Annotated in this window: 28 protein-coding genes; 9 read left to right on the top strand and 19 right to left on the bottom strand. The window is 71.8% G+C overall.

Features of this window, described 5'->3' with window-relative positions; translation table 11 throughout:
* Window positions 1-13: 13 nt before the first annotated feature.
* Entirely contained in the window at window positions 14-295 is a 282-nt protein-coding gene (locus ACZ470_RS30795) for an acylphosphatase (protein ID WP_468432479.1), read from the bottom strand.
* A 176-nt stretch (window positions 296-471) separates the two neighbouring features.
* Between ACZ470_RS30795 and ACZ470_RS30790 the strand changes: the two genes are divergently transcribed.
* Together ACZ470_RS30790 and ACZ470_RS30785 are read left to right on the top strand one after the other, a co-directional pair.
* Entirely contained in the window at window positions 472-1,653 is a 1,182-nt protein-coding gene (locus tag ACZ470_RS30790; protein ID WP_468432477.1) for a CAP domain-containing protein, read from the top strand.
* A gap of 53 nt (window positions 1,654-1,706) precedes the next feature.
* Window positions 1,707-2,105, top strand: coding sequence for a winged helix-turn-helix transcriptional regulator (locus ACZ470_RS30785; RefSeq protein WP_468432476.1), 399 nt, complete (start codon window positions 1,707-1,709; stop codon window positions 2,103-2,105).
* Here the strand turns inward: ACZ470_RS30785 and mutM are convergent.
* The 9 genes from mutM to ACZ470_RS30740 all read right to left on the bottom strand — a co-directional run bounded on the left by mutM (window position 2,078) and on the right by ACZ470_RS30740 (window position 11,162).
* Window positions 2,078-2,938, bottom strand: a complete 861-nt coding sequence (gene mutM / locus ACZ470_RS30780) for a bifunctional DNA-formamidopyrimidine glycosylase/DNA-(apurinic or apyrimidinic site) lyase (RefSeq protein ID WP_468432474.1) — start codon at window positions 2,936-2,938, stop codon at window positions 2,078-2,080. The genes ACZ470_RS30785 and mutM overlap by 28 nt on opposite strands.
* A 77-nt stretch (window positions 2,939-3,015) precedes the next feature.
* Window positions 3,016-3,834 (bottom strand): ribonuclease III, encoded by an 819-nt coding sequence (gene rnc / locus ACZ470_RS30775; protein WP_468432472.1) that lies wholly within the window; start codon window positions 3,832-3,834, stop codon window positions 3,016-3,018.
* A 19-nt stretch (window positions 3,835-3,853) separates the two neighbouring features.
* Complete coding sequence (gene rpmF, locus ACZ470_RS30770) at window positions 3,854-4,027, bottom strand: 50S ribosomal protein L32 (RefSeq protein WP_003951102.1); 174 nt, start codon at window positions 4,025-4,027, stop codon at window positions 3,854-3,856.
* Between the two features lie 2 nt (window positions 4,028-4,029).
* Window positions 4,030-4,674, bottom strand: coding sequence for a YceD family protein (locus tag ACZ470_RS30765; protein WP_468432471.1), 645 nt, complete (start codon window positions 4,672-4,674; stop codon window positions 4,030-4,032).
* A gap of 129 nt (window positions 4,675-4,803) precedes the next feature.
* On the bottom strand, window positions 4,804-5,874 hold the full coding sequence (locus ACZ470_RS30760) for an ATP synthase F0 subunit B (protein WP_468432470.1): 1,071 nt from the start codon (window positions 5,872-5,874) through the stop codon (window positions 4,804-4,806).
* A 133-nt stretch (window positions 5,875-6,007) separates the two neighbouring features.
* Window positions 6,008-6,487: a pantetheine-phosphate adenylyltransferase gene (coaD, locus tag ACZ470_RS30755; protein ID WP_145871812.1), complete on the bottom strand. Its 480-nt coding sequence runs from the start codon at window positions 6,485-6,487 to the stop codon at window positions 6,008-6,010.
* A gap of 26 nt (window positions 6,488-6,513) precedes the next feature.
* Complete coding sequence (gene rsmD / locus ACZ470_RS30750) at window positions 6,514-7,101, bottom strand: 16S rRNA (guanine(966)-N(2))-methyltransferase RsmD (RefSeq protein ID WP_468432468.1); 588 nt, start codon at window positions 7,099-7,101, stop codon at window positions 6,514-6,516.
* 49 nt (window positions 7,102-7,150) lie between these two features.
* Window positions 7,151-9,361 carry an ATP-dependent DNA helicase RecG gene (gene recG / locus ACZ470_RS30745; protein ID WP_468432466.1) on the bottom strand — a complete coding sequence of 737 codons (2,211 nt, stop codon included), beginning with the start codon at window positions 9,359-9,361 and terminating at the stop codon, window positions 7,151-7,153.
* Window positions 9,362-9,428: 67 nt separating this feature from the next.
* Window positions 9,429-11,162, bottom strand: coding sequence for a DAK2 domain-containing protein (locus ACZ470_RS30740; protein WP_468432464.1), 1,734 nt, complete (start codon window positions 11,160-11,162; stop codon window positions 9,429-9,431).
* A gap of 267 nt (window positions 11,163-11,429) precedes the next feature.
* Here ACZ470_RS30740 and rpmB point away from each other — a divergent pair, with 267 nt between their 5' ends.
* From rpmB to ACZ470_RS30725, 3 genes are all read left to right on the top strand, one after another.
* Window positions 11,430-11,615 carry a 50S ribosomal protein L28 gene (rpmB, locus tag ACZ470_RS30735; RefSeq protein WP_003993230.1) on the top strand — a complete coding sequence of 62 codons (186 nt, stop codon included), beginning with the start codon at window positions 11,430-11,432 and terminating at the stop codon, window positions 11,613-11,615.
* A 337-nt stretch (window positions 11,616-11,952) separates the two neighbouring features.
* The gene (gene abc-f, locus ACZ470_RS30730; RefSeq protein WP_468432462.1) at window positions 11,953-13,587 is read left to right on the top strand and encodes a ribosomal protection-like ABC-F family protein; all 1,635 of its coding nucleotides are present in this window, start codon (window positions 11,953-11,955) and stop codon (window positions 13,585-13,587) included.
* Between the two features lie 81 nt (window positions 13,588-13,668).
* Window positions 13,669-15,291, top strand: coding sequence for an ABC-F family ATP-binding cassette domain-containing protein (locus tag ACZ470_RS30725; protein ID WP_468432460.1), 1,623 nt, complete (start codon window positions 13,669-13,671; stop codon window positions 15,289-15,291).
* Window positions 15,292-15,303: 12 nt separating this feature from the next.
* On the opposite strand, the gene thiD is transcribed toward ACZ470_RS30725, so the two are convergent.
* Both thiD and ACZ470_RS30715 read right to left on the bottom strand, forming a co-directional pair.
* Window positions 15,304-16,134, bottom strand: coding sequence for a bifunctional hydroxymethylpyrimidine kinase/phosphomethylpyrimidine kinase (gene thiD, locus ACZ470_RS30720; protein WP_468432458.1), 831 nt, complete (start codon window positions 16,132-16,134; stop codon window positions 15,304-15,306).
* A complete protein-coding gene (locus ACZ470_RS30715; protein ID WP_030866190.1) occupies window positions 16,131-17,096 on the bottom strand; it encodes a thiamine-phosphate kinase in 966 nt (321 codons plus the stop codon). Before ACZ470_RS30715 ends, thiD begins: the two co-directional genes overlap by 4 nt.
* Before the next feature lie 206 nt (window positions 17,097-17,302).
* Here ACZ470_RS30715 and ACZ470_RS30710 point away from each other — a divergent pair, with 206 nt between their 5' ends.
* Window positions 17,303-17,536 carry an Lrp/AsnC family transcriptional regulator gene (locus ACZ470_RS30710; RefSeq protein ID WP_037933238.1) on the top strand — a complete coding sequence of 78 codons (234 nt, stop codon included), beginning with the start codon at window positions 17,303-17,305 and terminating at the stop codon, window positions 17,534-17,536.
* A gap of 20 nt (window positions 17,537-17,556) precedes the next feature.
* Window positions 17,557-18,057 carry a DUF3515 domain-containing protein gene (locus ACZ470_RS30705; RefSeq protein WP_468432455.1) on the top strand — a complete coding sequence of 167 codons (501 nt, stop codon included), beginning with the start codon at window positions 17,557-17,559 and terminating at the stop codon, window positions 18,055-18,057.
* Between the two features lie 19 nt (window positions 18,058-18,076).
* Here the strand turns inward: ACZ470_RS30705 and ACZ470_RS30700 are convergent, their stop codons facing one another.
* The 3 genes from ACZ470_RS30700 to ACZ470_RS30690 all read right to left on the bottom strand — a co-directional run bounded on the left by ACZ470_RS30700 (window position 18,077) and on the right by ACZ470_RS30690 (window position 21,363).
* Complete coding sequence (locus ACZ470_RS30700; RefSeq protein ID WP_468432454.1) at window positions 18,077-19,234, bottom strand: D-alanine--D-alanine ligase family protein; 1,158 nt, start codon at window positions 19,232-19,234, stop codon at window positions 18,077-18,079.
* Between the two features lie 318 nt (window positions 19,235-19,552).
* Entirely contained in the window at window positions 19,553-20,563 is a 1,011-nt protein-coding gene (locus ACZ470_RS30695) for an NAD(P)H-dependent glycerol-3-phosphate dehydrogenase (protein ID WP_468432453.1), read from the bottom strand.
* On the bottom strand, window positions 20,560-21,363 hold the full coding sequence (locus ACZ470_RS30690; protein ID WP_468432451.1) for a lysophospholipid acyltransferase family protein: 804 nt from the start codon (window positions 21,361-21,363) through the stop codon (window positions 20,560-20,562). The genes ACZ470_RS30695 and ACZ470_RS30690 overlap by 4 nt, the downstream gene beginning before the upstream one ends.
* Before the next feature lie 174 nt (window positions 21,364-21,537).
* On the opposite strand from ACZ470_RS30690, the gene cofC reads away from it, so the two are divergent.
* A complete protein-coding gene (gene cofC, locus ACZ470_RS30685; protein WP_468432449.1) occupies window positions 21,538-22,176 on the top strand; it encodes a 2-phospho-L-lactate guanylyltransferase in 639 nt (212 codons plus the stop codon).
* A gap of 9 nt (window positions 22,177-22,185) precedes the next feature.
* Window positions 22,186-22,389, top strand: a complete 204-nt coding sequence (locus ACZ470_RS30680) for a hypothetical protein (protein ID WP_468432447.1) — start codon at window positions 22,186-22,188, stop codon at window positions 22,387-22,389.
* 103 nt (window positions 22,390-22,492) lie between these two features.
* Here ACZ470_RS30680 and ACZ470_RS30675 read toward each other — a convergent pair whose 3' ends face one another.
* The 4 genes from ACZ470_RS30675 to leuC form a co-directional block, all read right to left on the bottom strand.
* Window positions 22,493-23,134: an HU family DNA-binding protein gene (locus tag ACZ470_RS30675; protein ID WP_468432445.1), complete on the bottom strand. Its 642-nt coding sequence runs from the start codon at window positions 23,132-23,134 to the stop codon at window positions 22,493-22,495.
* 136 nt (window positions 23,135-23,270) lie between these two features.
* The gene (locus ACZ470_RS30670) at window positions 23,271-23,501 is read right to left on the bottom strand and encodes an SCO5555 family protein (RefSeq protein WP_468432443.1); all 231 of its coding nucleotides are present in this window, start codon (window positions 23,499-23,501) and stop codon (window positions 23,271-23,273) included.
* 277 nt (window positions 23,502-23,778) lie between these two features.
* Window positions 23,779-24,372, bottom strand: coding sequence for a 3-isopropylmalate dehydratase small subunit (leuD, locus tag ACZ470_RS30665; protein ID WP_468432441.1), 594 nt, complete (start codon window positions 24,370-24,372; stop codon window positions 23,779-23,781).
* A 6-nt stretch (window positions 24,373-24,378) separates the two neighbouring features.
* On the bottom strand, window positions 24,379-25,806 hold the full coding sequence (leuC, locus tag ACZ470_RS30660; RefSeq protein ID WP_468432440.1) for a 3-isopropylmalate dehydratase large subunit: 1,428 nt from the start codon (window positions 25,804-25,806) through the stop codon (window positions 24,379-24,381).
* Window positions 25,807-25,898: the final 92 nt, after the last annotated feature.

Here is a 25,898-nt window from a genome sequence, read left to right as displayed (position 1 = left end):
GGATCGGGCGGGGTCAGCGGACCGCGAAGCCCTCGTAGCCGCCGCGCGGTGTGTCCCAGATCTCGGTGACTCCGTCCACGCGTCCGGGCGTGTCGCCGGCCTGGAGCCAGTCGAGCAGCCCCTCGCAGCGTTCCCGGGTGCCCTCGGCGACCACTTGGACCCGGCCGTCGCCGAGATTGAGAGCAAAACCACTCAGCCCGCCGATCTCCAGCGCCTTGGCACGCGTGAACCAGCGGAAACCCACTCCCTGGACATGTCCCCGCACCCAGGCGACCAGTCGCACATCCTCACTCATGGCTGCAACCTAACCGGACAAAGTCACTCTGGGCACTCCTGACCCTGGAGCCATGCGGTAGCGTCCCCACCCATAAATCTCATATGAAACTCACTCGTTCGTGTGAGTTTCGTGATCGTCGAGTTTCGGGCTGGTCGCCACGACGCGTCGACCGCAAGGACGAGGAAGGCCAGGACATGGGACGCCACCGACGCTCCGCCGCCGGCCGCGCCGCCACGGGCCGCGCCACCGGGATCACTCAGAACGACGGCCCCTACGACGGCGGCCCGCACCCGAGGGGCGAGTGGCGGGACGGCCCGCCCACGATGGGCACCGCTCCGTATCTGAACCCGGAGGCCTACGCCGAGACGTACGCGAGGAGCGAGGCGTACCTCTACGCGACGGAGGGCGGCGCCGGAGTCCCCGCCGGGGGCGGCGACTTCACCCGGGGCGGCTTCCCGGGCGCCGAGTTCTCCACGGGGCGGGACCGGATCGGCCACGCCTTCGCCGGTGACGGCCTCGCGCCCGACGACGACGCGCCCCGCTCCGGCGGACACCGGCGCCGGAAGAAGAAGGCCGCGGCCCCGGTCCGTACCGGACTGCTCGGTGTCTCCGCCGCGGTCGCCATCGGCACGGTGGCGGTCGCCACGGGAGCCGTGCCCGGCCTGGAGAACTACAAGCTCGGCGGTGACAGCACCTCCGGCGACAGCGTGCAGGCGGGGAACGCCCCGACGAACTCGCCCAGCGAGCAGGGCGGCACGTCGGGCAGCCTGGACAGCCCGGGACGGGACGCCGGAACCCCGGCGAACCGTGGCACCGAGCGCTCCACCTCGCCCGAGCCGTCCGCGTCGACGTCGGCCGCGCCGACCAAGACCCCGGAGAAGACGCCGGAGCAGAAGCGGCCCGCGGCGACCCCGGAGAAGACCGCGGAGAAGGCGCCTCCTCGCAAGGCCGCGCCCGAGCCGGAGAAGAAGACGAACAACCCGGCACCCGTCTCGGCGGAGGCCGCCGCCGGCGCCGAGGTGCTCCGGCTGGTCAACGCGGAGCGGGCCAAGGTGGGCTGCGCCCCCGTCGCCGCGAACAGCGCGCTGACCGATCTGGCCACGGCGTTCAGCGACGACATGGCCAAGCGGGGCTTCTTCGACCACACGGACCCCGACGGCGACACCCCGTGGGACAGGGCCCAGGCGGCGGGCATAAGCGACCTGGGAGGCGAGAACATCGCCCGGGGACAGGCCGACGCCGAGGCCGTGATGCAGGCCTGGATGGACAGCCCCGGCCACAAGGCGAACATACTGAACTGCGACTTCAAGACGCTGGGCGTGGGCGTCCACATGGGGGCGGGCGGTCCCTGGTGGACCCAGAACTTCGGGTACTAACCCCTGGTTAGCGCAACCTGCTGGTCAGCGCTGCTCTGAAGTAGGCTTGGAGTATGACGACCACGCGGCGCCCGGAGGAGCAGGAGCTCCCCTTCAACGTGTTCGCCAAGGCCTGCCCGTCCCGCGGCACGCTGGAGCATGTGACCGGGCGCTGGGGCGCGCTGACCCTCGGCGCGCTCCACGAGGGCTCGCTCCGGTTCAACGAGCTGCGCCGCCGGGTCGACGGGGTGAGCGAGAAGATGCTCTCCCAGACCCTGCACGCCCTGGAGCGCGACGGTCTGGTGCACCGCGAGGCCCAGCCGACCAACCCACCCCGCGTGGACTACGAACTGACCCCGCTGGGCCACGAGGTCGCCGGGCGCCTGCTGGCCCTCATCCAGTGCGTCGAGGGCAGCATGGACACCGTGCTCCGGGCGCGTGAGCGCTACGACGAGACGCGCGGCGCCCGCTGACACCTCGGGCAGAAGTAGCTGGACCGGTTCATCCACGCCCGTCGGCGCATCGGCGTACCGCAGCGGCGGCAGGGCAGTCCCTCACGGCCGTACGCGTCCAGGGACCGGTCGAAGTAGCCCGACTCGCCGTTGACGTTGACGTAGAGGCTGTCGAAGCTGGTGCCGCCCACCGCGAGGGCCGCGTTCATGACGTCCCGGACGTGGCCCAGCAGGAGCAGGGTGCGCGGGCGGGTGAAGCCGGCCGTCGGACGCTCGTAGTGGACGCGGGCCCGCCACAGCGCCTCGTCGGCGTAGATGTTGCCGACGCCGCTGATCAGTGACTGGTCGAGCAGGGCCCGCTTGATGGTGGTCCGCTTGCGGCGCAGCGCGCGGTGGAACGCCTCCACGTCGAAGAGCGGGTCGAGGGGGTCCCGGGCGATGTGCGCGATGACGTCGGGCAGCCCGTCGGGGGTGTTGTCGTGCAGCGACAGCCCGCCGAAGGTGCGCTGGTCGACGAAGCGGAGCTCGGTGCCCAGGGAGTCGGTGAAGCGGACGCGGATGCGCAGGTGCTTCTCGTCCGGCGCCGCGTGCGGCTGCACCAGCAGCTGGCCGCTCATGCCGAGGTGGGCCAGCACCGACTGGTCGGTGTCCTCCAGGGGCAGCCACAGGTACTTGCCGCGGCGGCGCGGAACACCGATGCGATGGCCCTTCAGCCGGTGGGCGAAGTCGTCGGCGCCGGCGAGGTGTCGGCGCACGGCGCGCGGATGCAGCACCTCGGTGTCGGCGACGGTCCGGTGGGCGACCCACCGCTCGAGTCCGCGCCGTACCACCTCGACCTCGGGCAGCTCGGGCATGGTGTCCCTCCCAGGACCGGTGGGCGAGCGCCGAGCGCCCGCCCCGGTCGGGGCGGGCGCTCGGGTCGTGCTGTTCGTCAGGCGGAGGCCGACGGGGCGTCGGCGCTCTTCCCGGAGGCATCGGCCTCGGCGGCCCGGACGGCCTCCTGGGCCTCGGCCGCCGCCTTGGCGCGCTCGTCCGCCGCGGCCCGGATGGACCGCCACGCGGACTCGGCGGCCTGCTGCTCCGCCTCCTTCTTGCTGCGGCCGGTGCCGGTGCCGTACGAGACGCCTCCGACGCGGGCGGCAGCAGTGAAGGTCTTCTCGTGGTCGGGGCCGGTCTCCGTGACCAGGTACTCGGGCACACCGAGCCCCTCGGTCGCGGTGAGCTCCTGGAGACTGGTTTTCCAGTCCAGGCCGGCTCCGAGGTTCGAGGACTTCTCGATCAGCGGGTCGAACAGGCGGTGCACCAGCTCCGCCGCCGAGTCCAGGCCCTGGTCGAGATAGACCGCGCCGATCACCGCTTCCAGGGTGTCGGCGAGGATGGACGCCTTGTCCCGGCCGCCCGTGCCCTCTTCACCGCGGCCGAGCCGGATGAAGGAGCCCAGTTCCAGCCCACGGCCCACTTCCGCCAGCGCACGCGAGTTGACCACCGCGGCCCGCAGCTTGGCCAGCTGGCCTTCGGGCAGGTCGGGGTGGGTGCGGTACAGCGTGTCCGTGACGACGAGGCCGAGCACGGAGTCCCCGAGGAACTCCAGCCGCTCGTTCGTCGGCAGACCGCCGTTCTCGTACGCGTAGGAACGGTGGGTCAGCGCACGCACCAGAAGGGCGGACTCGAGCTTGTAGCCGAGCCGCCCTTCCAGAAGCGTGTGGGACGAGGCCTGGTTGTCCGCAGAGTTTTTCTTCGGCGTGGACACAGTGCCTCTCACCAGCCGCTCAGACCTCGAGGACCTGGCGCTTGTTGTAGGTGCCGCAAGACGGGCACGCGATGTGCTGCTGCTTGGGCTCGTGGCAGCGCTCGCACGCAACCAGGGTGGGGACCGCAGCCTTCCACTGCGACCGGCGGTGGCGCGTGTTGCTGCGCGACATCTTCCGCTTCGGAACAGCCACGGCTACTTCTCCTGCTTCTCGTCGACGCCAGGTTCGGCGCCGCTCATCTCGTCCTTCTCGCCGTCCTTCATGGTGTCGGCGAGTCCCTGCAATGCCGCCCAACGGATGTCGGTGGCGTCGTGGTGGTGGTCCGGGTCGTCCGCGAGCCGTGCCCCGCACTCGGCGCACAGACCCGGGCAGTCTTCCCGGCACACCGGCTGCATCGGCAGTGCGAGCACCACCGCATCGCGCAGCACGGGCTCGAGGTCGAACAGGCCGTCCTCGAGAAAGAGCCTGTCCTCGTCGTCCTCGGCGTCGTCGCCCGGTTCCGCGATCACGCGGCCCCGGTCGTCGGCGTCAGGGTACGAGAACATCTCCTGGAAGTCCGCTTCGAGCTCCAGCTCCAGCGGCTCCAGACACCTTACGCACTCCCCCTCGGCCTTCGCACGGGCGGTGCCTGTGACGAGCACACCTTCCATGACCGACTCGAGCCGGAGCTCGAGCTCCACCGGGGCGCCTTCCGGCACTCCGACGACTCCCTGGAGACCGAAGTCCTTGGGAGCGTCCACCGTGCGGGACAGGCGCTGCAGCGCACCGGGCCGCCGCCCCAGCTCGTGTGTGTCGAACACGAGGGGGTTGCGGTGGTCGAGGCGGGCGTTCAGGGCCATTCCTGCTTTCGGTCTTCGAGCTCGGAGAATGTCGCTGCCGTGCGGTGTCCCCGGGCAGCTTGGATCGCGGACGTATGCGCGACCGAAGAGCCAGGATACTGGACCTTTCGCTCTCGGCCCAATCCGCCCCTACAGACCCCGCTCGCGCTCGTAGGCCCGCAGCTGTTCGGGCGTGATCATGCTGGTGTCGAAGAGGCTGGTCTCGTCCAGAACGTGCCCCTGCTGGGCCTGGTGCGCCTGCGGGTCGTGCGCCGGCTGCGGCACCTGGTTCGGGTCGTACGCCTGCGCCTGCGCGTCGTAGCCCTGGTACGCGGCGTACGGGTCGGCCTGCTGCTGGTAGCCGTAGGGGTCCTGGGGGCCGCCGTACTGCTGCTGGTAGCCGGCGTACGGGTCCGGCTGCTGCTGATAGCCGTAGGCCGGCTCCGGCTGGGTGTACGGCTGCTGCTGCGGCTCCTGCCGCTTGGCGGCCGGGGCGTCCTGCTCGGCGAGGGACGCGAGGTCGGCGAGGTAGTCGGCGTCGCTGGAGTGCTGGACGGTCGTCGGGTCGTCGGCGAGGGCCCCGAGGTCGTCGCTGGCGATCCGGCCGTGCAGCTTCTGCCGGCCCCGGCCGACCGCTTCCAGGGTCTTGGCGAGCACCGCCTCGAAGGCGCCCAGCTTGACGTCGACGTACTCGTCGGCGGTGCGGCGCAGCGTCTCCGGGTCGTGGCTGCGCTCGGGGGCGTCCTCGTCCTCGTAGCCCTGCTCGTCGAGGCCGGGGCCGGTGCCGAGCAGCTTCTCGCGGCCGCGGCCGACCGAGCCGAGCGTCTTGGTGAGGACGACCTCGAAGTTGGCGAGCTTGGAGTCGACGTAGTCGTCGGCCTCCGCGCGGATCTCCTCGGCCTCCTTGCGGGCCTCGCCGAGGATCCGGTCGGCCTCGGACTGGGAGCGTCGGGCGATCTCGGTGTCGGAGATCAGGGAGCCGCGCTGGGCGTGGGCGCTCTCGATGATCCGCTCGGCCTCCTGGCGGGCCTGCTCGACCATCTGCTCCCGGCCGCCGATCAGCTCCTCGGCCTGGGCCAGGGAGTCGGGCAGCGCCGCGCGCAGCTCGTCGAGCATCGAGAGCAGTTCCGCGCGGTTGACCACGCACGAGGCCGACATGGGCATCGACCGGGCACTGGAGACCGCGGCGACGATCTCATCGAGCTTCTTCTGCACGTCCACCGTGTGCTCGCCACTCTCTACAGCTGTGTTGGAGACGGACGGGACGACTGTACGGCCATGGGGCGTCCGGGGGACACCGGCTGACGGCCCGTCGGCCGCCGCGGTGCCCGCCGGCCGCGGGCACCGGGTGGCGTCAGTCCTTGCGCAGACGCTCGGTGAGGGCCGTCAGGACCTCCGGCGGCACCAGGTGGGAGACGTCGCCGCCCCAGGCCGCGACCTCCTTGACGAGCGAGGAGGACAGGAAGCTGTAGGTGGGGTTGGTGGGGACGAAGAGGGTCTCCACGCCCGAGAGACCGTTGTTCATCTGGGCCATCTGGAGTTCGTAGTCGAAGTCGCTGACCGCGCGCAGGCCCTTGACGATGGCGGGGATGTCGCGCTGCTTGCAGAAGTCGACGAGCAGACCGTGGAAGGCCTCGACGCGGACGTTGCCGTACTCGGCGGTGACCCGGCGGATCAGGTCGATCCGCTCCTCGATCTCGAACAGGCCCTTCTTGGACTGGTTGATCATCACCGCGACGTAGACCTCGTCGTACAGCCGGGAGGCCCGGGCGATGATGTCGAGGTGTCCGTTGGTGATCGGGTCGAACGACCCGGGGCATACGGCGCGGCGCACTTGTGATCCCTCGCTCTCCGGTCCGGTCATCGTGCGTCTTCGCACGTAGAGGCGGCGCGACCGTACCAAAACGTTCCCTCGCCGTAGCGACGGGCCCGGATCGCCTCGAAGCCGGGCGGCCAGCCGAATTCCCCTCCTCGGGTGCTGCGCTCCACGGTGACGAGGGCTTCCTCGGCGAGCCAGCCCTCCGCCCGGAGTGTGAGCAGAATCTCGCGAAGATCGGCGTCGGAGACGGCGTAGGGCGGGTCGAGGAAGACGAGGTCGTAGGGCTCCTGCGGGGGCGCGGCGCGGATGATCTGTTCCGCTTTGCCGGATCTGACCTCGGCGCCGGGGAGTCCGAGCGACTTCACGTTCTCCCGGACCGTGCGGACGGCGCGGGCGTCGGCCTCCACGAGCAGGACGTGTCCGGCGCCCCGGGACAGTGCCTCCAGGCCGACGGCGCCGGAACCGGCGTACAGGTCGAGGACGCGGTCGCCGTCCAGCGGGCGGCCGAGCAGGGACCGCCAGGTGGAGAAGAGGCCCTCGCGCGCGCGGTCGGAGGTGGGACGGGTCCCCTGTCCCGGCGGAACGGCCAGGCGGCGTCCGCCGGCCGCGCCGGCGATCACGCGAGTCATGTCCACGGTCCTTGTCGGTGTGTGCTGGTCGGTGGCCGTTCCCAGTCTGTCAGCCCTTCTCCAGGTACTGCTCACGCTCCTCGTCCAGCAGCGCCTCCAGGGCCGTCCGCAGACCGGGCAGCCGCGTCAGGTCCGGGTCGTCGGCGACGATCCTCGCCGCCTCTTCGCGGGCCTCGGCGATGACCTCCTCGTCGTCGATGACGGCGAGCATGCGCAGGCTGGACCGGGTGCCGGACTGGGCCTGGCCCAGCACGTCGCCCTCGCGGCGCTGCTCCAGGTCGATGCGGGAGAGCCCGAAGCCGTCGAGGGTGGAGGCGACGGCGTCGAGCCGCTGCCGGGCCGCGCTCGCCTCGGGCATCTCGGTGACCAGCAGACACAGGCCGGGCGCCGAGCCACGGCCGACCCGGCCGCGCAGCTGGTGGAGCTGGGAGACGCCGAAGCGGTCGGCGTCCATGATCACCATCGCGGTGGCGTTGGGGACGTTGACACCGACCTCGATGACGGTCGTGGCGACCAGGACGTCGGTCTCGCCGGCGGCGAAGCGGCGCATGACGGCGTCCTTGTCGTCGGGCTGCATCCTCCCGTGCAGGACCTCGACCCTGAGGCCCCGCAGGGGTCCGTTCGCGAGTTGGTCGGCGATCTCCAGGACGGCGAGCGGGGGCCGCTTCTCCGCCTCGTCCTCGGGGGACTTCTTTCTCGCCCCCGCCTTCTTCGGGGTGTCCTCCTCGTCACCGATGCGCGGGCAGACCACGTACGCCTGGTGCCCGTTCTCGACCTCCTCGCGGACCCGCTCCCAGGCACGGGCGAGGAAGTGGGGTTTGTCCGCGGCCGGTACGACATGGCTCGCGATGGGCGAACGGCCGGCCGGGAGCTGGTCGAGGACGGAGGTCTCCAGGTCGCCGAAGACCGTCATCGCGACCGTGCGCGGAATGGGGGTGGCGGTCATGACCAGCAGATGCGGCGGCTGTTTGCCCTTGCCGCGCAGGGCGTCGCGCTGCTCCACGCCGAACCGGTGCTGCTCGTCGACCACGACCAGCCCCAGGTCGTGGAACTGCACCTTGTCCTCGATCAGCGCGTGGGTGCCGATGACGATGCCGGCCTCGCCGGTCGCCAGGTCGAGCAGGGCATGACGGCGCGCCGCCGCCCCCATGGACCCGGTGAGCAGCACCACCTTGGTGGCGTCGTCCGCTCCCCCGAGCATCCCTCCCTCGGCCAGCTCCCCCATCATCTCGGTGACCGAACGGTGGTGCTGCTGGGCCAGCACTTCGGTCGGCGCGAGCATCGCCGCCTGCCCGCCCGCGTCGACGACGGCGAGCATGGCGCGCAGGGCGACCATCGTCTTGCCCGAACCGACCTCGCCCTGGAGGAGGCGGTGCATCGGGTGTTCGGTGGCGAGGTCGGTGAAGATCTCCTCGGAGACCTTCCGCTGGCCCTCGGTGAGGGTGAAGGGGAGGCGGTCGTCGAACGCGGCGAGGAGGCCGTCCGGCTTGGCACTGCGGGCGACGGCGGGGAGCTGGGCGTCGGCGTGCCGGCGGCGTGCGAGGGCGACCTGGAGGACGAAGGCCTCGTCCCACTTCAGACGGGCGCGGGCGTCCTCGATGTCCGCCTTGGTGTGCGGGCGGTGGATCTTCAGCAGGGCCTCGGGGAGGGCGACCAGGCCGCGGCCCGCGCGGAGGGACTCGGGGAGCGGGTCGACGGCCTCCTGGGCGCTGGGCAGCACCGTCTGGAGCGCCTTGCCGATCTTCCACGACTCGAGCTTGGCGGTGGCGGGGTAGATCGGGATGAGGGCACCGGCCCAGGTCTCCACCGTCTCCTCGGTGTCGCCGCGCAGCAGTTCGTAGGCGGGGTGGGCGAGTTGGAGGCGGCGGTTGAAGACGGAGACCTTGCCGGCGAACATCGCGCGGGTGCCCGGCAGGAGTTCCTTGTGCGGTTTGTGGACACCGGCGCCGAAGAAGACCAGTTGCAGCCGGCCGCTGCCGTCGGTGATGGTCACCTCCAGGCGCTGGCCCTTGCCGCGCGGTGCCTTGGCGGAGGCGAAGGTGTGCAGGCGCGCGTCGGCGACCTGGGCGACCACCGTGACGTGCTCGTCCATGGGGAGGTCGGCGAGGTGGGTGAGCTGGCCGCGCTCCTCGTATCTGCGCGGATAGTGGTGCAGGAGGTCACCGACGGTGTTCAGGCCGAGGTGCTCGGCCATCACCTTCGCGGTGGCGGGGCCGAGCACCTTCTTCAGTGGTTCTTCCAGTGCGGGCACGGGATCCATTGGACACCACGGCACTGACAACACGCAGGCACCGGGGCCCGGCTCCGCGCGGAAGTCCCGCCGGAGGTCACTCGACGCCGATGAGGAGCAGGGCGCCCTGTCTGCCGCCGCGGTAGGTCACCGTGTCGACGGCGAGGTAGCCCTCGCGCACCCGGGCCTCCAGGTGGGCGGCGACGGTCTCGGGGGCCTCGTCGCCGAGGACCAGGGTGACCAGTTCGCCGCCGGCCGCCAGCATGCGGTCGAGGACCGCCTCGGCGGTGGCCGTGAGGTCCTGTCCGATCACGGCCACGTCGCCGTCGACGAGGCCGAGGACGTCCCCGGCCTGGCAGATGCCCGCCATGGTCCAGGACTGGCGCTCGGCGACGGTGACCTCGGCGTAGCGGGTCGCGCCCGCCGCCGACGTCATCGCCACGACGTCCTCGTCGAAGCGGCGCTCCGGCTCGTGCACGGCGAGCGCGGCGATGCCCTGGACCGCGGAGCGGGTCGGGATGAGCGCCACCCGGATGCCCTCCGCGCGGGCCTGCTCGGCCGCCGCGGCGGCGGTGTGGCGCAGGTCGGCGTCGTTGGGCAGCAGCACCACCTCGCGCGCGTGCGCCCGCCGTACGGCCTGGACGAGCTCACCGCTCGCCGGTGGCTCCCCGGGGCGGGCGAGCACGGTGGTCGCCCCGGCCTCGGTGTACAGCCCCGCCAGGCCCTCGCCGGGCACCACGGCGACGACGGCCCGCTGGGCGCGCTCCCCGGGCGCCGCCGGCTCGGCCCCGGTCGTGTGGACGTCCCCCGCGCCGAAGTGGGTGATACGGATCCGGTACGGCCGCCCGGCCTCGACACCGGCCTCCACCGCGGCGCCGGCGTCGTCGACGTGCACATGGACGTTCCACAGTCCGTCCCCGCCGACCACGACGAGCGAGTCGCCCAGCCCGTCGAGCCGCTCCCGCAGCCGCGCAACGGCCGCGTCCTCGGCCTCCAGGAGATAGATCACCTCGAACGCGGGGCCCCCGGGGGCCGGTGCGGCACCGCCGTCGGCGCACTCGGCGCCGGAGCCGTGGGCCCGCGCGTCCACGTGCTCCACGCGCGCGTGCGGCACGGGACCGGCGGTGCGTACGGAGCCGCTCCACGGCCCGCCCACCGCCGGCATCCCGCGCGGCGCCTCCCCCGTGAACGTCTCCACCAGTGCCGCGAGCACCGCCAGCAGCCCTCGGCCGCCCGCGTCCACCACCCCCGCGCGCCGGAGGACGTCCAGCCGGTCCGGTGTCTCGGCGAGGGCGGCGCGGGCCCCCTCGTAGGCCGCCCGCGCCACCGCCCCGCAGTCGCCCTCCGTACCGCCGGCCGCGTCGGCGGCGGCCGAGGCGACGGTGAGGACCGTGCCCTCGACGGGGTGCGCCACCGCCTGCCGCGCGGAGTCGGCCGCGTGCCGCAGGGCGAGCCGCAGCCCCTCCCCGTCGGCGTGGGCGGGGGCCGCGTCCCCGGCCAGCACCTGGGCCATGCCCCGCAGCAGCTGCGCGAGGATCGTCCCGGAGTTCCCGCGGGCGCCGATCAGCGCGCCGTGCGCCATCGCCCGTACCGCGTCGGCCAGCGCCGGCGGCTGCTCTCCGCCGGCCTCGTGCCCCGCGAACACCGCCTCCACCGCCGCGGTCGCCGACTCGACGGTCAGATAGAGATTCGTCCCGGTGTCGCCGTCCGCCACCGGATAGACGTTGATCGCGTCGATCTCCTCACGGGACCGGCCCAGCGCATCGAGCGCGAGACCGCACCAGGAACGCACCGCGAGAGCATCGAAGAATGTCTGCGGCACCTGCGCCACCTGCGCCTCCCTGAGCTGCTGGACGTGGCAGGCAGCGTAGACCGTGGGGCGCCGCCCACCGGAAGAGGGCCGGGAGCGGGCCCTGAGCTGCCATGGTAGTTTCGTTCTACGGGTGCAGCCGTTGTATGCTGCTCCGGTTGCCCGATCCGATCGGGCCTCTCCCCTGGCAACGCCACTCAGATTCCAACAGGGCTCCTGGAGCCCGGGATCTTGATCCCGGCATGCCGGGATCAACCGTAAGTGCATCTGAAGTCTTTGGAGTGACCCGTGGCTGCCAACTGCGACGTCTGCGGCAAGGGGCCGGGCTTCGGCAACAACATCTCGCACTCGCACCGCCGTACGTCCCGCCGCTGGAACCCGAACATCCAGCGTGTGCGTACCGTGGTCGGCGGGACGCCGAAGCGCGTGAACGCCTGCACCTCGTGCATCAAGGCCGGCAAGGTCTCGCGCTGACGCTTTCGCTGAGCGCGCGGCCATAGCTGGTTTCGCCGCAACAGCCGGTCCACCTTTGGGTGGGCCGGCTTCTTGCTGTGCCGGTGCGGGTGTCCGCCCACCCGTCGTACCACGGCCCCGCGCCCCTTGCTGTTAGCCTGAGGGAGACGTTGATCGCTCGTTGAGGAGACCGGACATGGCGGTGGACGACGACATCTCCGGGTGATACCCGGACCCGACAGGCCACCGGCCGGTGCGTGGAAGCACCGCCGACGTGGCCTCGCTGTCGTCCCCTCTTCCCTTGTCTGCCACCGGGGCAGACGTGTCTGCGCTGCCCCCGCCTCACGAGGTCACCTCCATGGCCAACGCCACTGTCGTCTGCTCGAACCTGTCCTTCGCCTGGCCCGACGACTCCCCCGTCTTCCAGGACCTGTCCTTCTCCGTGGGTGCCGGCCGCACCGGGCTCGTCGCGCCCAACGGCACCGGCAAGAGCACGCTGCTCAAGCTCATCGCCGGTGAACTCCGGCCCCGCGCCGGGTCGGTCTCCGTGTCCGGCACCCTCGCCCACCTCCCGCAGAACCTCCCCCTGACCGGCGATCTCACGGTCGCCGAGGTGCTGGGCGTCGCCCCGGTCATCCGGGCCATCGACGCCGTGGAGTCCGGTGACGTCGACGAGAAGCACTTCACCACCATCGGGGACGACTGGGACATCGAGGAACGCTCCCGTGCCCAGCTCGACCGCCTCGGCCTGGCGGACCTCACCCTGGACCGCGACCTCGGCACCCTCAGCGGCGGCCAGGTCGTCTCCCTCGGCCTCGCCGCCCAGCTGTTGAAGCGCCCCGACGTGCTGTTGCTCGACGAGCCCACCAACAACCTCGACCTCGACGCCCGGCACAAGCTCTACGACGCGCTGGAGGACTTCAACGGCTGCCTGCTCCTGGTCAGCCACGACCGCGCCCTGCTCGACCGCATGGAACGCATCGCCGAGCTCGAACGTGGCGAACTGCGCTTCTACGGCGGGAACTTCACCGACTACGAGGAAGCCGTGCGGGCCGAGCAGGAGGCCGCCGAGAGGAGCGTCCGCAATGCCGAGCAGGAGCTGAAGCGCGAGAAGCGGGAGATGCAGCAGGCCCGTGAGCGCGCCGACCGCCGCGCGAGCAACGCCGCCCGCAATCTGAAGAGCGCCGGTCTGCCCCGCATCTTCGCCGGCAACATGAAGCGGAGCGCGCAGGCGTCCGCGGGCCGGGCCGGCCAGATGCACGCGGGCCGGGTCGGCGAGGCGCAGGCCCGGCTGGAGGAGTCCGCGCGTGCCCTGCGCGACGAACAGCGCATCGCCCTGGACCTGCCGGACACGAACGTGCCCGCCGGACGCACCCTGTTCCTCGGCGAACGGCTCCGCGTCCGCCTCGGCGACCAGGACGTGTTCGCCGACCAGGGCGTCGACCTGACGGTCCGCGGCCCGGAGCGCATCGCGCTGACCGGTCCCAACGGCGCGGGCAAGAGCACGCTGCTGCGCCTGCTCAACGGCGATCTGGCACCGGACAGCGGCGAGATCAGGCGTGCCGACGGCCGCATCGCCCACCTCTCGCAGCGCCTCGACCTGCTCGACCTGGACCGAACGGTCGCGGAGAACTTCGCCGTCTTCGCCCCGACGCGGCCGGAGGCCGAGCGGATGAACCTGCTCGCCCGCTTCCTCTTCCGGGGGTCCCGGGCCCATCTGCCCGTCGGGGTGCTCTCCGGGGGAGAGCGGCTGCGCGCCACCCTGGCCTGCGTACTGTGCGCGGACCTCGCTCCGCACCTGCTCCTCCTGGACGAGCCGACCAACAACCTCGACCTGGTCAGCGCCGGCCATCTGGAGAGCGCCCTCGGCTCCTACCAGGGGGCCTTCGTGGTGGTCAGCCACGACGAGCGGTTCCTGCGCGAGATCGGCGTGGACCGGTGGCTGCGGCTCGCCGACGGCGAACTGACGGAGACCAGGGCTCCCGAGGTGTGAGCCGCCGGCGTGTCGACCCGGCCCGCGCCGAGGCGTGCCGCCCCGCGGGCCCACCACCGATCAACCCCCGGACGGAACCGCATGCCCCAGCCCGCTCTGCTCGCCCACGACCTCGTCCGCACACTCGGGGACCGACGCGTCCTCGACGGTGTCTCCCTGACCGCCTCGCCCGGGCAGCGCATCGGGCTGATCGGGGAGAACGGCGCCGGCAAGTCGACCCTGTTGCGCCTTCTGGCGGGGACGGACGAACCCGACGCCGGCCGCGTCAGCCGCCCGCCCGACCTGGGCTTCCTCCAGCAGGAGCCGCCGTACGACACCGAGGCCACCGTCGCCGGCGTGCTCGACGACGCCCTGCGCGAGGACCGGGAGGACCTCGCCGAGTTGGAACGGCTCACCGAACGGCTCGCGCACACCGGGCAGGATTCCGCCGAGTACGCCGGCCTGCTCGACTCGTACGCCCTCCGGCTGGAACGGGCCCAGGACCGTCAGGCGTGGGACGCCGACCGGCGTGCCGCGCTCGTGCTCGACGGACTCGGCCTCGGTGCCGTCGGGCACGACCGGACGCTCGGGTCGCTGTCCGGCGGGCAGCGCGGCCGGCTCGCGCTGGCCGCTCTGCTGATCCGGCGGCCCTCCGCGCTGCTGCTGGACGAGCCGACCAACCATCTCGACGACGAGGCCGCCGTCTTCGTCGAGGAACTGGTGCGCGCCCTGCCCGGGACCGTCGTGGTGGCCAGCCACGACCGGGCCTTCCTGGACGCCGTGTGCACGGACCTGATCGACCTCGACCCCGCGGTGGACGGACCGGTCCGGTACGGCGGCAACTACAGCGCCTACCTGGCCGCGAAACGTGCCGCGCGGGAACGCTGGGAGCGGCGCTGGGCCGAGGAGGAGGAGAAGCGGGCGGCGCTGCGGGTCTCCGCCGGGGTCACCGCGCACCGACTCGCACCGGACCGGGGGCCGCGCGACAACGAGAAGATGGGGTACGGGCACCGCGCCGGCCGGGTGCAGAGCCAGATCTCCCGGCGCGTGCGCGACGCCACCCGGCGTCTGGAGGAACTGGAGCGCTCCCGGGTCGGCGAGCCTCCGGAGCCGCTGCGGTTCGCGCGCACGGCGCTCTGTGTACCGGCGGCGGAGGGCGACGGTCCGCTGGTCTCCCTGGACGGGGTCCGGGTCCCGGACCGGCTCGCACCGGTGAGTGCGGAGGTGTCGGCGACCGACCGTCTGCTGGTGACGGGTGGGAACGGGACCGGGAAGTCGACGCTGCTGGCGGTGCTCGCCGGACGGCTCGCACCCGAGGGCGAGGTGCGCCGGCGGCGCGGGCTGACCGTGGGGCTGCTCACCCAGGACACCTATTTCGATCGGCCGGACCGGTCCGTCCGGGGCACCTACGAGTTGGTGCTTGGTGCCGAGCGGGCCGAGGCGGTGCCGCTGGTCTCCCTGGGTCTGTTGCACGAGGAGGACCTGGACAGGCCGGTCGGCCGGCTCTCGGTCGGGCAGCGCCGGCGGCTCGCGCTGGCGCTGCTGGTGGCCCGGCCGCCGCAGTTGCTGCTGCTCGACGAGCCCACCAACCACCTGTCGCCGCGGTTGTGCGACGAACTGGAGGACGCGATGGGCACCGGGCCCGGCGCGATCGTGCTCGCCGGCCACGACCGCTGGCTCCGGGCGCGCTGGCGGGGACGGGAGATCCGGCTCGGGACCGGGTGACCTCCGGGGTCCTCAGCCCTTCCTGCTGGAACCACGCGGCGGTGCCGACGGACCTCGGTCCAGGTTCCAGGCGTGGTCCACCGGGCCGATACCCGCGCCGAGGGCGAAGCCCGACGCGATCGCTCCGGTGACATACGACTTGGCCGCCGCCACCGCCTCCGGGACAGCGCTGCCCTTCGCGAGCTCCGACGCGATCGCCGACGCGAGGGTGCAGCCCGTGCCGTGGGTGTGGCGGTTGTCGTGCCGGGGCGCACGCAGCCAGTGCTCCTCGGACCCGTCGGTGAGCAGATCCACGGCGTCACCGGACAGGTGGCCGCCCTTGATCACCACCCAGCGCGGCCCGAACGCCAGCACCGCCTCCGCCGCCCGGCGCAGATCGTCTTCCGACTCGACCCGTACGCCGGTGAGTTGCGCCACCTCGTCCACATTGGGTGTGGCCACCGTCGCCACCGGCAGCAGTCGCGTCCGTACGGAGTCCAGCGCGGAGGCCGCCAGCAGCGGGTCCCCGTGCTTGGAGACCCCCACCGGGTCGACGACCGCCGGCGCGTCCGTGCCGGCGATCAAGTCGGCCACCGCCTCGACGAGTTCGGTGGAGGAGAGCATGCCGGTCTTGACCGCCTGCACCCCGATGTCGTCGACGACGCTGCGGTACTGGGCCCGCACCGCCTCCACGGGCAGCTCCCAGGCGCCCTGCACACCCAGGGAATTCTGCGCGGTCACCGCGGTGAGCACGCTCATGCCGTGCACACCGAGCGCCAGCATCGTCTTCAGATCGGCCTGGATGCCGGCGCCGCCGCCCGAGTCGGAGCCGGCCACGGTGAGGACCCTCGGCGGCGCGCTCATGACTCGATGTCCCCGAAGTGGTCCCAGCCGCCCTGGGTGGTCCAGGGGGCCCCGTCGACCGTCACCTGGGGCAGCGCCGACGGGTTGAGCACCTCGCCGATCACCTTCCAGCGGGCGGGCAGTTTCACGTCCGGCGGGAAGGTCGCCACGATCGCGTGGTCCTCTCCCCCGGTCAGCACCCACTGCATCGGGTCGACGCCGACGGCCTGACCGATGTCGTTCATCTGCGAGGGGATGTCGATCGCCCCGGAGCGGATGTCGATGCGCACCTTGCTGGCCTCGGCGATGTGCCCGAGGTCGGCGATCAGCCCGTCGCTCACGTCGCACATCGCGGTCGCCCCCAGCCCGGCGGCGGCCGGTCCCGCGTGGTACGGCGGCTCGGGGCGCCGGTGCGCCTCGACGAAGGCACGCGGCGAGCGGAAGCCCCGGGAGAGCACCGCGTGCCCGGCCGCGGACCAGCCCAGCCAGCCGGTCACCGCGACGAGGTCACCGGGCTGTGCCCCGCCCCGGGTCACGGGCTCCTGGTTGCGCAGATCGCCGAGCGCGGTGATCGACACCATGATCGTGTCGCCGCGTACGACGTCACCGCCGACGACCGCGGCGCCCGCGACCTGGCACTCGTCGCGCAGTCCGTCCATCAGCTCGCTGGGCCAGGTCACCGGCAGTTCCGCCGGGACGACGAGGCCGAGCAGCAGCGCGGTCGGCACGGCACCCATGGCGGCGATGTCGGCGAGGTTCTGTGCGGCGGCCTTGCGGCCGACGTCGTAGGCCGTGGACCAGTCGCGGCGGAAGTGCCGGCCCTCCAGCAGGATGTCGGTGCTGGCCACGACCCTGCGGTCGGGCGCGGAGACCACCGCGGCGTCGTCGCCGGGGCCGACCCGGACCGCCGGGGTGGTGGTGAGGCGGGAGGTGAGCTCCCTGATGAGCCCGAACTCCCCGAGCTCACCAACAGTGCCCTTCATTTCCCTTTCGACCCTTCTATCCCTGTCCGTGCCCGGTCGCGACTCATTCGAGTCCTCGCTACGGTCGAAGTGACCGTCAACTTCTCTCGTGTCTGTACCCCGGCGCGCAAGGCCCGGTTCCCGCAGGTCTCCCCGCGACGAGCGGCGACGCGATACCGTGGCGTTCCTTTTCCCCACATGATCCTCGTGGCCGCCCTGGAGGTTCCGTGGTACAGGCGTACATCCTGATCCAGACGGAGGTCGGCAAGGCGTCGACCGTCGCCGAGCTGATCGGCAAGATCCCTGGAGTCATCCAGGCCGAGGACGTGACCGGACCGTACGACGTGATCGTGCGCGCCCAGGCCGACACCGTCGACGACCTGGGCCGGATGGTGGTCGCCAAAGTCCAGCAAGTGGACGGCATCACCCGTACCCTGACCTGCCCGGTCGTCCATCTGTAGCCCCCGTCTACCCTGTGCCGGTGAACTCCTTCCGTCACCGGCACGCCGTTCTCTCCGCGCTCGCGGTGCTGATCACCGCCGCGGGCTGCTCCTCAGCAGACGACAGCGCGTCCGCGGCGGTTCCCAGCCCGGACGCGAAGGTCACCGAGCTGTGTCAGAACCTGGACAAGGCCCTGCCGGCGAAGGTGGACGGTGAGAGTCGCGACGATCCCGAACCCGCGTCCGAACTGACCGCGGGCTGGGGCGGCGTGGCGATCATACTGCGGTGCGGTGTGGAGCGGCCGCCGAAGATGGCCGACCCCAAGGTGGCCAACGGCCAGGACGCCGACGCGGTGCCGGGCGGGGTCGAGGGGGTCGACTGGCTGATGGAGCGGCAGGGCGACGACGCGTACCGCTTCACCACGGCCAACCGCGAGGCGTACGTCGAGGTCAGGGTGACCGACGGGCGGGACAGCACGGGCGTGCTGATCGATCTCGCCCCGGCCGTGAAGAAGGCGATCCCCGAGGGGATCGCCTTCTGAGGCGCGCGTCCGCGGCGGCTCAGCGCAGGCCGGTCGACCGCCGCAGCGCCGCCCGCACCAGCAGGTCCACCAGCTCCGGGTAGCTCACGCCGGTGGCCTGCCACATCTGCGGGTACATCGAGATGGGCGTGAAGCCGGGCATGGTGTTGATCTCGTTGATCACGAACTCGCCGTCCTCGGTGAGGAAGAAGTCCGCGCGCACCAGCCCCTCGCAGGAGGCCGCGTCGAACGCCTCCACCGCGAGCCGCCGCACCTCGGCCGTCTCCTCCTCGGTCAGCGGCGCGGGCACGATGCCGGGCGTGGAGTCGATGTACTTGGCCTCGAAGTCGTAGTACGCGTGCGCGTCGGGCGGCGGGATCTCGGCCGGCAGCGAGGCGCGCGGGCCGTCCTCGAACTCCAGCACGCCGCACTCGATCTCGCGGCCGCGCAGCGCCGCCTCCACGAGGATCTTCGGGTCGTGGCGCCGGGCCTCGGCGATCGCCTCGTCCAGGCCGGAGAGGTCGTCGACCTTGGTGATGCCGATCGACGAGCCCGCGCGGGCGGGCTTCACGAAGAGCGGCCAGCCGTGTTCGCCGGCGAAGTCGACGATCTTCTTGCGGGCGGCGGACTCGTCCCGCTCCCACTCGCGCGGCCGGATCACCACGTACGGGCCGACCTTCAGCCCGAAGGAGGTGAACACCCGCTTCATGTACTCCTTGTCCTGACCGACGGCCGAGGCGAGCACGCCCGAGCCCACGTAGGGGACGCCGGAGAGCTCCAGGAGGCCCTGGAGGGTGCCGTCCTCGCCGTAGGGGCCGTGCAGCACCGGGAAGACCACGTCGACCTCGCCGAGCGCCTTGGGCACCGAACCGGGCTCGCTGTAGACGACTTCGCGGCTGGCGGGGTCGACGGGGAGCACCACGCCGCCCTCCGTGGACTCGGCGAGCTGGTCGACGCTGGGCGTACGGCGGTCGCTGATCGCCATGCGGTCCGGTTCGTCGGCGGTGAGCGCCCAACGGCCGTCCTGGGTGATGCCGATCGGCAGGACGTCGTACTTGGTCCGGTCGATGGACTTGAGGACGGCGCCGGCGGTGACCACGGAGATCCCGTGTTCGGAGCTGCGGCCGCCGAACACGACGGCCACACGCGGCTTGCGGGACGGCTGCTCGGGGCTCTGGGGGCTGTTCTCGGTGCTCATATCGCGTTGAGAGTACCCGCTGGTACGGCACCGACCTAGTGGCAGCGCCCTCGGTGGCGCGGGGAACCGCGCGACCACCCACCGACCGGCCGCACCCGGCATACAACCGCCCCCGGCAGCCCAGCGGCCGCAGGGGGCGTCGCGCCGCTCGGCGCCGACGAGGTGCCGCCTGCGCCCACCCGTGCCGCCCCAGCGGCACGACTGCCCGCAGGCTGCGGGGCTCAGGGGCGCGGGGAACTGCGCGACCAGCCACCCCGGCGCCGCACCCGATCGACGGCCTGCCCGCACGGCCCTTGCGAGGCGTCACCTGCGGAGCACTCAGCGTCGTTCGGGCTTTGCGCTGCGCGACATCAGCTCCTTGACGGCGACCACGGGAGGCTTGCCGCCGTGCACGATGCCGACGACCGTCTCGGTGAGCGGCATGTCGACGCCGTGCCGGCGGGCCAGATCCAGCACCGACTCGCAGGACTTGACGCCTTCGGCGGTCTGCTTGGTGACCGCGATGGTCTCCTCCAGGGTGAGTCCCTTGCCGAGGTTGGTGCCGAAGGTGTGGTTGCGCGAGAGCGGCGAGGAGCAGGTGGCCACCAGGTCGCCCAGGCCCGCGAGTCCGGAGAAGGTCAGCGGGTCGGCGCCGAGCGCGACGCCGAGCCGGGTGGTCTCGGCGAGCCCGCGGGTGATGAGCGAGCCCTTGGCGTTGTCGCCGAGCCCCATGCCGTCCGCGATGCCGACGGCCAGCCCGATCACGTTCTTCACGGCGCCGCCCAGCTCGCAGCCGACGACGTCGGTGTTGGTGTACGGCCGGAAGTACGGCGTGTGGCAGGCGGTCTGGAGCCGCTGGGCCACCGCTTCGTCGGTGCAGGCCACGACGGCGGCGGCCGGCATGCGGGCGGCGATCTCACGGGCCAGGTTGGGGCCGGTGACGACGGCGATGCGGTCGGCGCCGACCTTGGCGACGTCGTGGATCACCTCGCTCATCCGCATCGCGGAGCCGAGTTCGACGCCCTTCATCAGCGACACCAGGACCGTGCCGCGGGCGAGCAGCGGCGTCCACTCGGCGAGGTTGCCGCGCAGGGTCTGGGAGGGGACGGCGAGGACGGTGAAGTCCGCGCCGCGCGCGGCCTCGGCGGCGTCCGCGGTGGCCCGCAGGTTCTCCGGGAGTTCGATCCCGGGCAGGTAGTCGGGGTTGGTGCGGGTGGAGTTGACCGCCTCGGCGAGTTCGGGGCGCCGTCCCCACAGCACGACGTCGCAGCCCGCGTCGGCGAGGACCATGCCGAAGGCCGTCCCCCACGATCCGGTGCCGAAGACGGCCGCCTTGACCGGCTCGCTCACGTACCCAGCCCCTCTTCCCGCGCGGTGGGCCTGGCGCCCCGTGTCCGGTCCTGCCGGGTCTGCCGCTGCGTGTGCGTCCTGCGGCGCTGCTCGATCCGCTCACGGCGCGGGTCGTACGGCGTCTCGGGGGCCTTCTCGCCGCGGATCTGCTCGAGCTGGGCGGTGACGGCGGCCATGATGGCCTCGGTCGCCTCCTTGAGCAGTTCCGGGGTCATCTCCCGGTCGTAGAAGCGGTCGAGGTCCACCGGCGGTCCGGCCAGCACGCGGCTGGTCTTGCGCGGCAGGAGGCTGGGCTTCTTCGCGTACGGCGGCAGCAGTTCGTTGGCGCCCCACTGGGCGACCGGGATCACGGGGCACTTGGTCTGGAGGGCGACGCGCGCGGCACCGGTCTTGCCCGTCATGGGCCAGCCGTCCGGGTCGCGGGTGAGGGTGCCCTCGGGGTAGAAGGCGACGCATTCGCCGCGCTCCACGGCGTCGATCGCGGCCCGGAACGCGCTGAGCGCGTCCGTGCTCTCGCGGTAGACGGGGATCTGCCCGGTGCCGCGCATCGCGGCGCCGACGAATCCCTTGTTGAAAAGCCCGCTCTTCGCCAGGAATCGCGGAACGCGTCCGGTGTTGTACTGAAAGTGCGCGTAGGCGAAGGGATCGATGTGCGAATTGTGGTTCACCGCGGTGATAAATCCGCCCTCGGCCGGAATGTTCTCCATTCCGCGCCAGTCCCGCTTGAGCAGAACCACCAGCGGCGGTTTGCAGATCACCGCGGCGAAGCGGTACCAGAAGCCGATTCTGCGGCGCGGCACGAGTACACCTTCCTCTTCCGAATGACGGGCCCAGGGCCCGGACCCGGAGGCCAGGCGGGCCGCACAAGTGTCGCCCCGGGCCGCCGGTCTGTCGAGAACACCGTACGCCCCGACCCCCCGGCCACCCGGTGCGCCGGGTGACAATGGCCGCGACAAGAGAGGGACGCAACACTCGTGCAGTGGACCTTGGTGGTGCCCCTGAAGCCGCTGGCCCAGGCCAAGAGCAGGCTCTCGGACACCGCGGACGACGGCCTGCGGCCGGGCCTCGCGCTCGCCTTCGCGCAGGACACGGTGGCGGCCGCGCTGGAATGCCCGGCGGTGCGGGATGTGGTGGTCGTCACGGATGACGCCCTGGCCGCCCGTGAGCTGGCCGCGCTGGGCGCCGGAATCGTCCCCGACACGCCGCGCGACGGGCTCAACGCGGCTCTCACGCACGCCGCGGCGGTGGTGGGCGGTTCCCGGCGCGCGGCGTCCGTGGCGGCCCTCAACGCCGATCTGCCGGCGCTCCGTCCGCCGGAACTGGCCCGCGTTCTCGATACGGCCGCCGAATTCCCGCGCGCTTTTCTCGCCGATTCGGCCGGGACCGGCACGACATTGCTGTCGGCGGGCCTGGGCCGGGAATTGCGCCCGTCGTTCGGCCCCGATTCACGGGCCCGGCACCGGGCGTCCGGAGCCGTGGAGCTGTGTCTGGACACGGTGGAATCGGTACGGCAGGACGTGGACACCGGCGACGATCTGCGGGCGGCGCTGGCGCTGGGGGTGGGCCCCCACACGGCCGCGGTCGCCGCGCGGTTGCTGGCGGCGGAGCAGTAGGCTGCGGACATGCAGGCCACCGCGTACACCTACGACCCGGAGAACCGCAGCGGCCAGGTGCTCCTGGACGACGGCACCCCGGTGCCCTTCGACGCCCCGGCGTTCGACGCGGGGGGCCTGAGGCTGCTGCGTCCCGGGCAGCGGGTGCGCATCGAGACCGAGGGCGAGGGCGATGCCCGGCGGATCACCCTGGTGACGCTCCACACGTTCTGACCGGCCCGGCCGCGGGCCCCTTCGACACACCGCGGGCCGGACTCCCGAGGGGGTCCGGCCCGGCGCGTGTGAACCGCTGGCCCGAGGGGGCGGAAGGAGCCCGCTACTTCTTGCGGGCGGTGGTCTTCTTCGCGGTGGTCTTGCGCGCGGTCGACTTCTTGGCGGGGGCCTTCTTGGCCGTCGCCTTCTTCGCCGGGGCCTTCTTGGCGGCCGTCTTCTTCGCGGCGGTGGTCTTCGCCGCCGCCGCGGTCTTCGCGGGCGCCTTCTTGGCCGTGGTCTTCTTCGCCGCCGCCGTCTTGGTGGTGGCCTTCTTCGCCGGGGCCTTCTTGGCCGCGGCCTTCTTCGCGGTGGCGGCCTTCTTGGCCGTCGTCTTCTTCGCGGCGGCCTTCTTCACCGTGGCCGAGGCGCCGCCGGTCAGGCTGCCCTTGGGCGCCTTCTTGACCGAGACCTCGCCGCCGCGCGGCAGCTTCTTCGAGCCGCTCACCAGGTCCTTGAAGCCCTGGCCCGCGCGGAAGCGCGGAACGGAGGTCTTCTTGACCCGAACCCGCTCGCCCGTCTGGGGGTTACGGGCGTAGCGGGCCGGGCGGTCGACCTTCTCGAACGATCCGAAGCCGGTGACCGAGACCCGCTCACCCGAGACGACCGCGCGGACGATGGCGTCCAGTACGTGGTCGACGGCGTCGGCGGCCTGCTGGCGGCCGCCCACCTTGTCGGCAATCGCTTCTACGAGCTGCGCCTTGTTCACGTCTTCCCCTTCGGAGACATCGCCAGAACGAATGTGTTCAAGCTTTTTCGCACGTTAGGCAGATATATACCGCAAATCAAACACGAAACGGGCTAATCACCCTTGTGCCGCAACCGACTCGGCCGTCCCGACCGGTTCAGCGTTCCTCTTCGGGGAATCGACCCTCGTCGAGGTCCGCGGTGAACCGCTCCAGACGCCTTGCCGCACCGGCGAGATCGTGTTTGGCCGCGGCCGTAATGACCAGCAGCTTCCGGGTCAGCGCCATCCGTACGCCCTCCGGGACTTGCAGTGCGCGCACCCTTGCGTGCGCTTCTTTGAGCTGGACCGCGACCGCCGCATGGAGCTGGAGTTGGCCGTCGTGTTCCATGCACAGATTGTGCCATCTGGGGCGAGTTGTCGCCTGCGCAGGGGGCAACTGCCGCCTCGGACGGCCGTCCGGGCACACGCGGAGATCACGGGCACGTGACACGTGTACCCCAACAACCACCTTCATAACGTGGCAAGTTGAGGAGCCTCAAGAGGGCGTGCGGGGCCGAACGGGTGCAGACACGCCCGTACCCCCGATCGGGGCGATCGGGGGTACGGGAGGGGTGATCCGGTGGCCGAAAGTCGACCTCTGGCGAGGACTTCGACCGCGGTGCGGGTCAGGCCGTGAGCGTCCTCGGCTTGAACGACGGGCGCTTCGCCTCGTACGCGGCGATGTCCGCCTCGTTCTGGAGGGTGATGGAGATGTCGTCGAGCCCGTTCAGCAGCCGCCAGCGGGAGTTCTCGTCGAGCTCGAAGGCAGCGGTGACGCCCTCGGCGCGCACCTCGCGGGCCTGGAGGTCGACGGTGATCTCCGCCGTGGGGTCGGCTTCGGTGAGCTCCCACAGGGCGTCGACGATCTTCTGGTCGAGGACCACCGTCAGCAGGCCGTTCTTCAGCGAGTTGCCGCGGAAGATGTCGGCGAAGCGGGAGGAGATCACGGTCTTGAAGCCGTAGTTCTGGAGTGCCCAGACGGCGTGCTCACGGGAGGAGCCGGTGCCGAAGTCGGGGCCGGCGACCAGCACCGTGGCGCCCTCGCGCTCGGGGCGGTTGAGGACGAACTCCGGGTCCTTGCGCCAGGCCTCGAACAGCCCGTCCTCGAACCCGTCCCGGGTCACCTTCTTGAGCCAGTGCGCGGGGATGATCTGGTCGGTGTCGACGTTGCTGCGGCGCAGCGGGACGGCCCGGCCGGTGTGGGTGGTGAATGCTTCCATGACTGATCAGACTCCAGCGGGCGTACGGTCGTCGGCGGCGAGGTCGGCCGGGGAGGCCAGGTGACCGAGGACCGCGGTGGCGGCGGCGACCTGCGGGGACACCAGGTGGGTCCGGCCGCCCTTGCCCTGCCGGCCCTCGAAGTTGCGGTTGGAGGTGGAGGCGGAGCGCTCACCGGGGGCGAGCTGGTCGGGGTTCATGCCCAGGCACATCGAGCAGCCCGCGTGCCGCCACTCGGCGCCCGCCTCCTTGAAGACCACGTCCAGGCCCTCGGAGACGGCCTGGAGACCCACCCGCGCGGAGCCGGGGACGACCAGCATCCGTACGCCGTCGGCGACTTTGCGGCCCTTGATGATGTCCGCGGCGGCCCGCAGGTCCTCGATGCGGCCGTTGGTGCAGGAGCCTACGAAGACGGTGTCCACGTTGATGGAGCGCAGCGCCTGGCCGGCCTCCAACCCCATGTACTCCAGGGCCTTTTCGGCGGCGAGCCGCTCCGAGGCGTCCTCGTACGAAGCCGGGTCGGGGACGGACGCCGAAAGCGGGGCGCCCTGGCCCGGGTTGGTGCCCCAGGTGACGAACGGCGACAGTTCGGCGGCCTCGATGACCACCTCGGCGTCGAACTCGGCGTCCTCGTCGGTCCTGAGCGTCTTCCAGTAGGCGACGGCCTCGTCCCAGTCCTCGCCCTTCGGGGCGTGCGGACGGCCCTCGAGGTAGGCGAACGTGGTCTCGTCGGGTGCGATCATGCCCGCGCGGGCGCCGGCCTCGATCGACATGTTGCAGATGGTCATCCGGGCCTCCATCGAGAGCTTCTCGATGGCCTCGCCGCGGTACTCCAGCACATAGCCCTGGCCGCCGCCGGTGCCGATCCTCGCGATGATCGCCAGGATCAGGTCCTTGGCCGTGACGCCGTCGGGCAGTTCGCCGTTGACCGTGATCGCCATGGTCTTCGGGCGGGCCATCGGCAGCGTCTGCGTGGCCAGCACGTGCTCGACCTGGGAGGTGCCGATGCCGAACGCGAGTCCGCCGAAGGCGCCGTGCGTGGAGGTGTGCGAGTCACCGCAGACCACGGTCATGCCGGGCTGGGTCAGACCCAGCTGCGGGCCGACGACGTGCACGACGCCCTGCTCCACGTCGCCCAGCGGGTGCAGCCGGACGCCGAACTCGGCGCAGTTCTTGCGCAGCGTCTCCAGCTGGACCCGGGAGACCGGGTCGGCGATGGGCTTGTCGATGTCCAGGGTCGGGGTGTTGTGGTCCTCGGTCGCGATGGTGAGGTCGAGGCGGCGCACCTGGCGGCCGTTCTTGCGGAGGCCGTCGAAGGCCTGGGGGCTGGTCACCTCGTGCAGCAGGTGCAGATCGATGAAGAGGAGGTCGGGCTCGCCCTCGGCGCGCCGGACGACGTGGTCGTCCCAGACCTTCTCCGCGAGTGTCCTACCCATCGCTTTCCCTCCGGCCGGCAAGTGGTGCGCCGGCCCAACTAGAGATCTGTGAGGAGGCGGCGCCCGCACCCCTGAATTCCGGGCGTCCGCCG

This window comes from Streptomyces sp. NPDC031111 (genome assembly GCF_055570675.1).
This window is presented reverse-complemented; position numbering and strand designations above follow the sequence as displayed.